Raw genomic sequence first — 11,654 nt, forward strand, 5'->3', positions numbered from 1 at the left:
AACTGGCTAGAGGAAGGAGCGGGACGCCCGGTCAGAGGTAGGACTTGGTCGCGCTCACCAGCTCGGCCGCGACGTCGCGCGTGTCGACGTAGAGGGCGGACTCGGGGGTGCGCTCCCGCACGTCCTGGTCGCGGATGGCGAACACGGCCGGGGCCACGCCCACGTCGCCGTAGTGCTCGGCGACGGCCTTCCCGATCGCCTGGCGCACGTCGCCGACCACCTCGCGCGAGGTGTGGCCGGTCCCGGAGGCGGCGAGGTAGCCCAGCATCCCGGCGAAGCGCAGCTCGCCCTCGCCCGCCGGGCGCGGGTCGGGCTGGTCGAGCCAGAACACCTTGCCCGCCAGGAACGCCTCGTAGCCTGCGCCCTCGCGACCCAGCACGCGGGCCGTCTCGGCGAGCAACTCCCCGAACTCGGCCAGCTCCGCCGAAGGCGGCAGGTCCGTGGTGACGAACAAGGGCACGATCAGCGAGTCGAGCATGTGACTATCCCTCCGTGAGGTGCCTCATCGTAGGATGCCGCACCGACAATCCCCGCGCCCGCCACGCGTGCCGACCGGTAAGGTCACCGGCATGGCGGCGGCTCTCCTGATCACCGGCACCGTCGGCGCCGGCAAGACCTCCGTGGCCGAAGCGGCGGGAGACCTGCTGGCCGCCGCGGCCGTGCCCCACGCGGTCATCGACCTCGACTGGCTCCGCCGGGCCTGGCCCGCGCCCCCGGACGACCCGTTCAACGGCGGCCTCACGATGCGCAACCTGCGCGCCGTGGCCGCCAACTTCCTGGCGGCGGGCGCCGAGCGGCTGGTGCTGGCCGGGGTCGTCGAGAGCCGGGCGGAGCGGCGGGCTCACGAGGAGGTGCTCGGCGTCCCCCTCGCGGTCTGCCGCATCCACGTCGAACTCCGAGAAGTGCACCGGCGGCTGCGGGCCCGCCACTCGCTCGACCCCCAGGGGCTTGACTGGCACCTCAAAAGGGCGGGGGAATTGGCGTCCATCCTGGACGAGGCACGGGTGGCGGACTTCGCCGTGGACGGCACCAGGGGCCTCCCCGCGCAGGTGGCGGCCAGAGTCGTCGAAGCCTGGCAGGCGGGCTAACGCTGCGTCCACTCGTCCTCGAGCGCCGAGTGCACGATCGAGTCGCGCCACCCGTGCGGCGTGTGCACGTGGTGCCGGATGCGGCCCTCCTCGACCATCCCGGCGGTCAGCATCGCCAGCTGGGCGGGCAGGTTGGCGGGGGAGCGGGCGCCCCAGATGCGGTGCAGCCCGAGCTGCTTGAACCCGAACGCCAGCAGCAGGCGTACGAGGTCCGTGCCGATGCCCCGGCCCCACTGATCATGGCGCAGCCCGAACCCGATCTCCGCGCTGTGCGGATGGTCGGTCTCGATCTGCAGGCGGGCCACCCCGATGACGTCATGGCGGTCGGCGTCGACCACGGCCAGCACGTAGAGGTGGCGCGGCTCGGCGGCGGCGGCCTCCAAGGCGCGGTCGACGAGCACGGCCACCTCCTGCGGGCTGCGCGGGGCGAACGGCAGGTGCTGGGTGGTGGCGGGGTCGCCGTAGACGGCGTGCAGGGCGGGCACGTCGGCCTCCGTCACCTCACGGAGGCCGAGCCGCTCACCCGTGCAGACCACTCGGCGCATGCGCCGAAGGTAACGCGAGTCCCGCGATCTCTACAAGCCCTTGTCAAGTCGCGAGTTGACTCCCGTAAGCGCGCGCGACAAGTTCGGCGACAGCGCTGTGGGCGCCGAGCGGCTCGGCGTGGCCGGCGTTGATCGACGCCGCGGCCTGGCCCACGATGCCCTGCGGGGCCTCGTGGCCGATCATGCAGGGCGCGATGGCCAGGCGCTCCGCGCCCGCGCCCCGCAGCCGCTGGGCGGCCATGCCGACGCCGGGCTCGCTGTCCAGCGAGGCGGCCACGACCGGCAGCGTGAGCCTGGACGCCAGGAGCACCGCGGTGGCCTGCACGGCGTGCACCGCCCGCTCGCCGCCCACCGTGGCCAGGATGACGGCGTCCACGGGGCTGGAGACGTTCAGCAGGCGTACGCGGTCGGCCCGGGCCAGGCCGCGCTCGGCCAGCCGGATGTGCAGGGCCTCGGCCAGCAGCGGGTGCGGCCCGAGCGCCTCGGTCACGACGGCCCCCGAGCCGCTGGCGGCGACGGCCTTGCCGATCTCCGCCATGATGACGGGATCTTCCCAGGTGAGCAGCGGGACGACGACGGCGTCCCGGCCGGCGGGCAGGGAGTCCGCCAGGTCGGTGATGCTGGTCAGCCGCACCTCGATCTGCGGGTTGTCCACGCGTACCACGGCCGCGATCTCCTCGGCCACGCCATCGGTGCCGCCGGGGGTGGCGAGCACGAGCATGGGGGCGTCCGGCGGCAAGGACGTGGGCACGGGACGGCGGTGTCGGCCGCCACCCGGCCGGGGGGAACGTTCTCGTACAGGCAGGCTCACAGGCGCGCAGTTTATGCCTATTCGGGGGCGGTTGTTCTGTGAATCGATGGCGATTGCGTCACAACGCCCGGCGTGTGACCGAGATTACATCGTGATCTCTGAGAACGTTGACTTATCTACACAAAACGGAAACCCTGGAGCAACTAGAAACGCGTTCTAGAGCGACAGTCACAGGACCGTCCCCGGAGGATGGGAATGAAGCCGTTCTATGTCCGCGAACTGAGCGTCTACCCGGTCGGCCGCCGGCGGATCCTGCTGCTGGCGGTGGCCGTGCTCGCCAGCCTGGTGGCCAACTTCGAGACCACGCTCGCCACGATCCTGCCCCTCCTCATGTCGGACCTCGACATGTCCCTCACCGTCTACGGGCAGCTCGCGGCGTTGTCGGTGCTGGTGGGCGGGCTCTCGGCGGGGTTCGGCGGCATCCTGTCCGACCGGTGGGGGCGGGTCACGATCCTCGTGCCGACCCTGACGATCACGGCCGCCTGCAACTTCCTGCTGGCCACCGTGGACAGCGTCGCGGGGCTGTTCTGGGTGCGCTGCCTGATGCTGTTCATCGAGGGCGCGGGCATCACGATCACCGCGTCGCTGGTGCGGGACTTCTCGCCGCGGCTGGGGCGGGCGCAGGCGTTCGCGTTCTGGACGTGGGGGCCGGTCGGGGCGTCGTTCCTGGCCTCGTTCATCGCGGGGTTCACGCTGCCGCTGTTCGGCAACGCGTGGCAGTCGCAGGCGATCATCATGGGCGTCGTGTCGCTGGTGATGTGCGCGGTCATCATCTGGAAGATCGCCGAGCCGTCGGCGGCGCTGCGGGCGCAGGTGATGGAGGCCGAGCAGGAGCTGGTGGTGGAGGAGGACGTCCGCCACGGCCGCGTACGCGAGCTGTTCAGGCACCCGCACCTGTGGGCCCACGTCCTCGGCAACACCGGCTGGCAGGTGCTCTACTGGACGTTCGCGATCTTCGGGCAGACCATCCTGGCCTCGGCCTTCGGCATGGACCCGGCCGCGGCCAACCGCGTGGTGGCGCTGGGCATCGTGCTCAACGCCCTGGCCGTGGTGGTCGTGGGGCGGCTGTCGGACCGGCTGCGGCTGCGCAAGCCGTTCACCGCCGCGGGAACCGTGCTCACCGCGGCGGCGCTGGCGTACTTCATCGCGCTGATCGGGCCGGGCGTGGCCACCGGGCACGTCACCGCCGTGTACGCGCTGCTCTTCCTGTTCATGGGCATCGCGTACGTGCCGTGGATGGCCAACTTCTCCGAGGACGCCGAGGACGTCGAATCCCGGCTGCAGGGCTCCGCGCTGGGCATCTGGGGCATGGTCGTCCGGGTCATGATCGTGGTCCTGCTGGTCGTCTCCCCGATGGTGGTGGAGTCGGGGGGCTGGCAGCTCTGGCTGGGCGTGGCGCTCGGCGGCCAGATCGTGTTCCTGGTCTCGATGGTGGCCTTCCGGGGCCGGTGGCGGCCCGCCAGGCCGGCGGCGGCGCCGAAGGTGCCGGTGTAGGCGCCGGTGCGGGCGAGCCCGCGCGGGCGGCGTTGGCAGCCGCCGCCCGCGACTTCCGCGGCATTTCCTGCGGAGATCAGGCGAAGGGTCCCACCTGCGGGGCCCTCCGGGTGGGTCCGGGCGTGGTGTCGGCCAGGTCGAGGTCGCGGGTCTCCGGGGCGATGGCCAGGCCCACGGCGGTGACGGCCAGGGCGACGACCACGTAGATGGAGACCGCGACCGTCGACCGGTACGACTCGAAGAGCTGGATCGCGATGATCGGGGCGAGCGCGCCGCCGACGATCCCGGCGACCTGGTAGCCCATGGAGGCGCCGCTGTAGCGCAGTCGCGTGCTGAACAGCTCGGCGATGAAGGCCGCCTGCGGGCCGTACATGGCGGCGTGGGTGACCAGCGCCACGACGGCGGCCAGCGCGATCAGCGGGAAGGACTTGGTGTCGAGCAGCGGGAAGAACACGAACACCCACACCGCCGCGCCGATCACGCCCGCGAAGTAGACCGGGCGGCGGCCGTACCGGTCGGACATGGCGCCGGCCAGCGGGATCAGCACGAGTTGCAGCGCCGAGCCGATGAGCACGGCGTTCAGCGCGTAGGGGCGGGGCAGGTCCAGCACGCCGGTGATGTAGACGATGATGTACGCGGTGAAGGTGTAGAACGCCACGTCCACCCCGATCCGCGCGGTGAAGGCCGACAGCAGCGCGCGCGGGTGCGTGCGCAGCACCTCGACCAGCGGCATCCTCGCCTTGGCGCCCTTCTGCTCGACCTCGGCGAACAGCGGCGACTCGGTGATCCTCAGCCGGACCCACAGGCCCACGAACACCAGCGCGCCCGACAGCAGGAACGGCACCCGCCAGCCCCATGACAGGAAGGCGGCGTCGGTCAGCGTGAAGGACAGGATGGTCAGCAGGCCGGTGGCCAGCACGTAGCCGGCGGGCACGCCGACCTGCGGCCAGCTCGCGTTGAAGCCGCGGCGCCGGCCGTCGCCGTGCTCCAGCGACATGATCACCGCGCCGCCCCACTCGCCGCCGAGCCCCAGGCCCTGCACGAACCGCAGCAGCGCCAGCAGGGCCGGGGCCAGCACGCCCACGCTGGCGTAGCCGGGCAGCACGCCGATGAGGAACGTCGCGACGCCCATCACCAGGAGCGTCACCACCAGCACGGTCTTGCGGCCCACCCGGTCGCCGAAGTGGCCGAACACGATGCCGCCGAGCGGCCTGGCCACGAACGCCACGGCATTGGTGGTCAGCGAGGCCAGCGTCGCGCTGACCGGGTCGAGGGAGGGGAAGAACAGCTTGGGGAAGACCAGGGTCGCCGCGGTGGTGTAGAGGAAGAAGTCGTACCACTCCAGCGACGTGCCGATCAGGCTGGCGAGGATCACCCGCCGGGTCTGTTGCGCGGAGCCTGACATCCGATCGCTCCTTGTAGTCGAGGGGGGATAATTATCAACGTAAGGATCGTTGAACAATTCGACAAGAGGTTTGCTCCATGATTCCCTGTTAAATGTGGATGACGCGGTTGCTGATCTCTCCCAGGACCGGCCCCGACTGGGACGCAGCAGCACGGCCGAGCGGGTGGCCGACATCCTGCGCGACCGCATCAGCGAGGGCTTCTTCCGGCCCGGTCAGCGGTTGTCGGAGGAGTCCATCTCGGAGGCGCTCGGCGTGTCGCGCAACACCCTGCGCGAGGCGTTCCGGCTCCTGAGCCACGAGCGGCTGCTCGACCACCGGCTCAACCGGGGCGTGTTCGTCCGCCTCCCGTCCGCCGCGGATGTGATCGACCTCTACCGCGTGCGCCGCGTCCTCGAAGGGGCGGCCGTGCGGCGCACCCCGCCCGAGCGGGCGCTGGCCCTGATCAAGGAGACGGTGCTCGACGCCGAGCGGGCCGCCGCCCAGAACGACTGGCAGGGCGTCGGCACCGCCAACATCCGCTTCCACCAGGCCCTGGTCTCCATGAACGAGAGCCCCAGGATCGACGAGGCCATGCGCCAGCTCCTGGCCGAGCTGCGGCTGGTCTTCCACGTGATGGAGAACCCGCGGGCCCTCCACGAGCCGTTCGTCGACCGCAACCGCATCCTGCTCGGGCTGATCGAGTCGGGGCCGCCCGAGAAGGCCGCCGCCTATCTGGACGACTATCTCGACCACGCCGAGCGGCTGCTCGTCCACGCCTACGGGCCGAACCGCTAACGTTTGCGCATGGACCGGACCTTCACCCTGAACGAGGCCCGCGCGCTGCTCCCCGCCGTCATGGAACAGGCGGCCGAGGTGATCGCGGCCCGCGCCGACCTGGCCGAGATCGACTTCGAGCGGCGCTCCGGGGGCCGGTCCGAGCTCGGCGGCCTGCCCGAGCTCAAAGGGCTGCAGGCCCGCATCGAGGAGATCCTGAGCGGGTGGAGCGAGCTGGGGATCGAGGTCAAGGGCATCGCGCCGGTGCTCGTCGACTTCCCCTCGGTGCTCGACGGGGTGTCGGTCCGGCTGTGCTGGATCGAGGGGGAGCGGGAGCTCGCCTGGTATCACCGTACGGAGCTGGGCTTCGCCGGCCGGCGGCCCCTGTAGTTCCCGGTACGCCCTTGACACGGCCTCGTCATGCCCTGTATTCAACTTATAGGTTGATAAACCGAAAGGTTGAATACAATGCTCCTCGAGAACAAGGTCGCCGTCATCCACGGCGGCGGCGGATCGATCGGCGGGGCGGTGGCCCGGGCCTTCGCCCGCGAGGGCGCCCGCGTCTTCCTCGCCGGCCGCACCCGCGACAAGCTCGACGAGGTGGCCGCGGACATCCGGGCCGCGGGGGGCACGGCCGAGACCGCGGCAGTGGACGCGCTGGACGAGGCGGAGGTGGACGCGTTCACCGGCTCGGTGGCCGGGCGGGCGGGCCGGATCGACGTCTCCTTCAACGCCATCGGGGTCCAGGACGTGCAGAAGCCGCTCGCCGAGATCACCGTCGCGGAGTTCCTGCGGCCGATCGAGGTGGCCACGCGCACGCAGTTCCTCACCGCCAGGGCCGCCGTCAGGCACATGGCCCCGCGCGGGTCGGGCGTGATCCTGATGTTCGGCGGCGGCGGGCCGCAGACGGTGCCCGGGCTGGGCGGGCTCAAGGTGGCGCTCGACGCCATGGAGAGCATGCGGCGGCAGTGGGCGGCCGAGGCCGGCCCGTACGGCGTCCGCGTCGTCACCATGGTGACCGGCGGCATCCCGGAGAGCATGCCCGACGGCATCGCCGCGAAGGACGAGATCGCCGCCGCCATCGCCGGTTCGAGCCTGCTGCAGCGCGCCGCGACGCTCGCCGACGTCGGGAACGTGGCCGCCTTCGCCGCCTCCGACCTGGCCGGGACCATGACCTCCGCCACCGTGAACATCTCCTGCGGCGCGATCGTGGACTACTAAGGTGATCTGGCGCCCGGGATGATCCGGCGCCGACCGACACGAAAGACCGCCCCGGATGCCCGACGACCAGCTCAGCCTCACCTTCGCCGCCCTGGCCGACCCCACGCGGCGGGCTATCCTCGCCCGGCTCGCCGACGGGGAGGCGACGGTCAACCAGCTGGCCGAGCCGTTCGACATGAGCCTGCAGGCGGTCTCCAAGCACCTCAAGGTGCTGGAGCGGGCGGGCCTGATCAGCCGGGGGCGCGACGCGCAGTGGCGGCCGTGCCGCCTGGAGACGGCCCCGCTGGAGACCGCCTCGGAGTGGATCGACCGCTACCGCGGGCGCTGGAGCGACCGGTTCGACCGCCTCGAACGGGAGATCGGGCGCATCCGGCGCGGGCAGGAAGGACAGGAGCATGGCTGACACGGAGTTCGTCATCGAGCCGGGACGGCAGGACATCCTCATGATTCGGGAGTTCGACGCGCCCCCGGACGTGGTGTTCCGGGTCATCACCGACCCGGAGCTGATCCCGCGCTGGTGGGGCCCGAGCTTCCTGACCACCCGGGTCGACCGGATGGAGGTCGCGGTGGGCGGCCGGTGGCGCTTCGTCAACGTGGACAGGCGGGGCAGGGAGTTCTTCTTCAGCGGGGTCTACCACGCCGTCGTGCCGCCGGAGCGGTACGTACGTACGTGGGAGTTCGAGGGTGCGCCCGAGGACGTCGCGCTGGAGACGGTCACCCTGACGGCGCAGGGCGGCGGCACGAGGTACACCGCCCAGTCCGTGCACCCGTCGGTGGAGTCCCGCGACGCGATCATCAGGGCCGACGGGCCGCGGGGCGGCAGGGAGTCCATGGACCGGCTCGCCGCGCTCGTGGCCGATCTGTGACCAACCGGCCACGAGGGGTGCGTGTCTAAGGGGGTGAGTGAAAGGACACGACCATGAGGCACTCCTCGGCGGCCGCCGCGCTCCTCGCGCCCGCGGTCGCCGGCGCGCTGGGACTCTCCCCCGCCGCCGCACATGCCCAGAACGCCCCACCGGCGGCCCGCGCCGCCTGGATCAAGGCGTGCTACGACAACAAGCACCAGGAGTCCCTGCCCTGCGGCCACTGGCGGCTGCGGCTGCGCGACGGCCGCGATGCCGTCGTCCGCGGCGCGGCCGGGCGCGGGATCGACGGGAAGGGACGGGCCGGCGCCTTCGCCGGGGTGTTCGCGATCAGCGCGGACGGCCGCGTGATGGCCTACGAGCGGGCCGGTGACCACCGCCTGGTCGTCCGGCGCACCGCCGGCGGGCCGGTCACGGAGCTGCCGCCGGCGGCCAGGCCCAAGGGCGTCGGCAGCGACGAGATCGACCTCTCGCTGTCCCCGTCGGGCGACCGCGTGCTGATCGACTACTTCGACGCGCCCGACCGCCTGCCCACCAAGGTCATCACCGTCGCCACGGGGTCGATCACGGCGCTGTCCCCCAAGCACGGGGCGCTCGGCTTCAGCGCCGACGGCGACGAGGTGCTGACCACGCGCACGCTGAGCGACAACACCACCGCCATGTACGCCCACCGGCTCGGGGGCGGCGTCATCAGGCGGACACCGCCCACGCTCGTCATCAACGCCGCCACCCACGCGCCGGCCGCCGACGGCACCACCGTGGCGCTGTTCACGACGAGCGAGAAGAAGCCGCCCCGGGTGCGCACGTACGACCTGGCGACCGGGCGGCTCTCGGCGGGCGCGGAGCTGCCGCTCAAGCCGGACGCGACGCCGTACCTGGCCTGGTGGGACGCCGGGGGGCGGCTCACGGCCACGGTCAGGACCGGCGAGGAGGGGAAGACGGCGGTGGTACGGGTGCTCACCGTCGACCCCGCGACCGGCACGGCCACGCAGGCCGACAAGTACACGATCGGCTCCAAGGGCAGCACATTCGTCTTGGCGGGGGAGTGAACGGCATGCGCGCGAAGATCCTCGTAGTCCTGGCCGCGGCACTGGCGCTCTCGTGGCCGGCCACCGCCCACGCGGAGCCGCACGGCTCCCACACCGGCTCCCACACCGGCTCCCACACCGGCTCCCACACCGCCTCCCACACCGGCTTCCACTCTGGCTCCCACTCCGACGACACGATCCGCTACGCCTCCATCAAGAGCTGCCCGGTCAAGGGCGGCGGCACCAGGGCGTGCGGCGACTGGCGGCTCGTCATGCACAGTGGCGAGCGGACGACCCTGCCCGACGCCCAGGGGGTCGCGCGCGAGGCCGACGGCTCCTCCAACGGCTACGTCCCGGCGGCCATCGCGATCAGCGGGAACGGCCGGCGGGTGGCGTACTTCACCAAGAAGGGCCGCCTGGCCGTGCGGACGCTGGGGGGCGGGGTCAGGCAGTTCGCGCGGGACGCGCTGCCGAAGGCGGCCCAGTACGAGGTGACCCTGCTGCTCTCCGACGACGGCGCCCGGCTGGCCGCGGTCATCGGCGGTGAGCGGCCCGCCGACACCCGCGTCTTCGACACCGAGACCGGTGACCTGCTCGGCACCGTCCCGGACGAGGTGTCGGTGCTGGGCTTCAGCGGCGACGGCGACGAGGTGTTCACCAGCGTCCCGGCCGACGAGTCCGTCACCGACCTGGTCGTCCGCGGCCTCACCGGGGAGGAGCTGCGCCGGGCCACGCCGCCGCAGGTCATCGAGGCCAACGTGCCGCAGGCGCTGGCGGCCGACGGGCGTACCGTGGCGAGCCTCGTGACCGGGTCCAGGGCGGAGCTGGTGACGTACGACATGGACGGCGACCAGGTCACCGGCCGCAAGAGGGTCAAGCTGCCGGCCGGGGACCTGCACATGCTGGACTGGACCGGGGAGACGCAGGTGACGGCCCACCTGGCCGGCCACTCGTCCGGGGCCACCAGGATGACGATCGTGCAGATCGACACGGTGACGGGCCAGGTCCGGGTCAGGGACCGGTACACCGTGCTGCGCGACTCGTACGTCTTCGCGGCCTGCGGCGGCTGAGGGCCGCCGCACCGGGCGGGCATACGCTGCTGGGGTGGAGGTTCACTCGACCAAGGCGATGGCCGCGCGGGCCGTCGACCTGTGCGTGGCGCTGCTGCACGAGCAGCCGTCGATCGAGTCGGTCTCGCGGGTCCTGCGCGAGCACGGCGAGGTCGGCGACCTCGACCTGGGCGCGGAGGACTTGGCGGCGATGCGGGCGGCGGCGGCACGCCTGCGGGAGGTGCTGGGCTCGGCCACCGTCGAGGAGGCGGTGGCCCGGCTCAACCGCCTGCTCTCGGGAGCGGCCCACGCCCCCCGGCTGACCAGCCACGGGGGCACGACGAGCTGGCACGTGCACGTCGACAGCGCGGACGACGCTCCGTGGGGGGAGTGGTTCCTGACCTCGTCGGCGATGGCACTGGCGGTGCTGCTCGCCGACCACCAGCGGGTGCCGGGCGGGCTGTGCGCCTCGGCCAGCTGCGGGCGGCCGTACCTGGACTTCGGCGGCGGCAGCCCGCGCCGCTTCTGCAGCACCCGCTGCGCCACCCGCGAACGCGTGGCCGCCCACCGCTCACGCACCTCCTCCGCCATCGGCGACTGACCTCTGAGGAGCGTCGGGGACCGGCCGCCGGGAGAGAAGGACGGCGAGCGCCAGCGCCTGCAGCGCCGCGCCGGCCAGCAGGGCGGCACCGACCGAGTACGCGGCCAGCGGGCCGGCCAGGGCGGCTCCGATCGCGTACGAGGTGATCTTCAGGCTGGCACCCGTGGTGAACACCTGGCTGCGCAGCCGGGCGGGGGCCTCGCGGTGCCGTACCGCGAAGAGCGCGGTGAGCTGCGGCCCCTCGCCCGATCCGGCGACGGCGGCGGCCACCACCGCCATCCAGAACGCCGTCGAGACAGCGGCCAGCACCATCCCGGCCCCCAACACCGCCGTCCCGACCACCAGCACCACCTCCCACCGCCGCTCCTGGGCTGCTGGGGTGGCGAGTGCCGCATCCGGCCCGCGCCTGCGGGGCAGGGCGGCGAGTGCCGCGTTGGCGGCGAGACCGCAGGCGGCGGTGACGGCCAGGAGCAGCGTGCCGTGGCCGCTCTCTCCGGTCAGCCGGGCGCCGAGCACGGGCGCGGACACGACCAGCATGGCCAGGCCGCAACACGACACCATCGACCCGATGGTGGCCCGCCGCAACGCACCGTTCCGGACGATGGCCGCGAACCCGGCACCCATCTCGGCCCGGATCCCCCGCCCTCCACCGGGCCCACCACCGGGCCCACCACCGCGCCCACCACCGGGCCCTCCACCGCGCCCACCCCCGGGCCCACCACCGGGCCCGGGGTCGCGGGCGGGGAGGCGCCAGGCGGCGGGCAGGGCGGCGAGCAGCAGGCCGGCGCACGCCAG

14 protein-coding genes and 1 pseudogene are annotated in these 11,654 nt (G+C 72.6%); 10 read left to right on the forward strand and 5 right to left on the reverse strand.

Features of this window, described 5'->3' with window-relative positions; genetic code table 11:
• Nucleotides 1-31: 31 nt before the first annotated feature.
• The gene (locus AB0J69_RS33815) at nt 32-478 is read right to left on the reverse strand and encodes a hypothetical protein (RefSeq protein ID WP_364125723.1); all 447 of its coding nucleotides are present in this window, start codon (nt 476-478) and stop codon (nt 32-34) included.
• Between the two features lie 91 nt (nt 479-569).
• Here AB0J69_RS33815 and AB0J69_RS33820 point away from each other — a divergent pair, with 91 nt between their 5' ends.
• A complete protein-coding gene (locus AB0J69_RS33820; protein ID WP_364125726.1) occupies nt 570-1,088 on the forward strand; it encodes an adenylyl-sulfate kinase in 519 nt (172 codons plus the stop codon).
• Here the strand turns inward: AB0J69_RS33820 and AB0J69_RS33825 are convergent.
• Nucleotides 1,085-1,633, reverse strand: a complete 549-nt coding sequence (locus AB0J69_RS33825; RefSeq protein WP_364125729.1) for a GNAT family N-acetyltransferase — start codon at nt 1,631-1,633, stop codon at nt 1,085-1,087. The two genes, AB0J69_RS33820 and AB0J69_RS33825, sit on opposite strands and share 4 nt — an antisense overlap.
• Before the next feature lie 43 nt (nt 1,634-1,676).
• A complete protein-coding gene (locus tag AB0J69_RS33830; protein WP_364125732.1) occupies nt 1,677-2,384 on the reverse strand; it encodes a hypothetical protein in 708 nt (235 codons plus the stop codon).
• Nucleotides 2,385-2,639: 255 nt separating this feature from the next.
• Between AB0J69_RS33830 and AB0J69_RS33835 the strand changes: the two genes are divergently transcribed.
• Nucleotides 2,640-3,938, forward strand: coding sequence for an MFS transporter (locus AB0J69_RS33835; protein ID WP_364125734.1), 1,299 nt, complete (start codon nt 2,640-2,642; stop codon nt 3,936-3,938).
• A 76-nt stretch (nt 3,939-4,014) separates the two neighbouring features.
• Here AB0J69_RS33835 and AB0J69_RS33840 read toward each other — a convergent pair whose 3' ends face one another.
• A complete protein-coding gene (locus AB0J69_RS33840) occupies nt 4,015-5,343 on the reverse strand; it encodes an MFS transporter (protein WP_364125737.1) in 1,329 nt (442 codons plus the stop codon).
• Between the two features lie 94 nt (nt 5,344-5,437).
• Between AB0J69_RS33840 and AB0J69_RS33845 the strand changes: the two genes are divergently transcribed.
• The 8 genes from AB0J69_RS33845 (at nt 5,438) to AB0J69_RS33880 (ending at nt 10,859) form a co-directional block, all read left to right on the forward strand.
• Complete coding sequence (locus AB0J69_RS33845; RefSeq protein WP_364125739.1) at nt 5,438-6,118, forward strand: GntR family transcriptional regulator; 681 nt, start codon at nt 5,438-5,440, stop codon at nt 6,116-6,118.
• 9 nt (nt 6,119-6,127) lie between these two features.
• Entirely contained in the window at nt 6,128-6,487 is a 360-nt protein-coding gene (locus tag AB0J69_RS33850; RefSeq protein ID WP_364125741.1) for a DUF2203 domain-containing protein, read from the forward strand.
• Between the two features lie 78 nt (nt 6,488-6,565).
• On the forward strand, nt 6,566-7,318 hold the full coding sequence (locus AB0J69_RS33855; RefSeq protein WP_364125743.1) for an SDR family oxidoreductase: 753 nt from the start codon (nt 6,566-6,568) through the stop codon (nt 7,316-7,318).
• A 55-nt stretch (nt 7,319-7,373) separates the two neighbouring features.
• On the forward strand, nt 7,374-7,721 hold the full coding sequence (locus AB0J69_RS33860; RefSeq protein ID WP_364125745.1) for a metalloregulator ArsR/SmtB family transcription factor: 348 nt from the start codon (nt 7,374-7,376) through the stop codon (nt 7,719-7,721).
• Complete coding sequence (locus AB0J69_RS33865; protein WP_364125747.1) at nt 7,714-8,184, forward strand: SRPBCC family protein; 471 nt, start codon at nt 7,714-7,716, stop codon at nt 8,182-8,184. Before AB0J69_RS33860 ends, AB0J69_RS33865 begins: the two co-directional genes overlap by 8 nt.
• A 53-nt stretch (nt 8,185-8,237) precedes the next feature.
• Nucleotides 8,238-9,230, forward strand: a complete 993-nt coding sequence (locus AB0J69_RS33870) for a hypothetical protein (RefSeq protein WP_364125749.1) — start codon at nt 8,238-8,240, stop codon at nt 9,228-9,230.
• Nucleotides 9,231-9,235: 5 nt separating this feature from the next.
• Nucleotides 9,236-10,279, forward strand: coding sequence for a hypothetical protein (locus AB0J69_RS33875; RefSeq protein ID WP_364125751.1), 1,044 nt, complete (start codon nt 9,236-9,238; stop codon nt 10,277-10,279).
• 34 nt (nt 10,280-10,313) lie between these two features.
• On the forward strand, nt 10,314-10,859 hold the full coding sequence (locus AB0J69_RS33880) for a CGNR zinc finger domain-containing protein (RefSeq protein WP_364125753.1): 546 nt from the start codon (nt 10,314-10,316) through the stop codon (nt 10,857-10,859).
• Here the strand turns inward: AB0J69_RS33880 and AB0J69_RS33885 are convergent.
• Nucleotides 10,830-11,654 (reverse strand): annotated as a pseudogene (locus tag AB0J69_RS33885) (hypothetical protein); the annotation flags it as partial. The gene AB0J69_RS33880 and the pseudogene AB0J69_RS33885 overlap by 30 nt on opposite strands.

It is taken from the genome of Nonomuraea sp. NPDC049709, assembly GCF_040674815.1.
In the GTDB taxonomy this organism is placed as follows: Bacteria; Actinomycetota; Actinomycetes; order Streptosporangiales; family Streptosporangiaceae; genus Nonomuraea.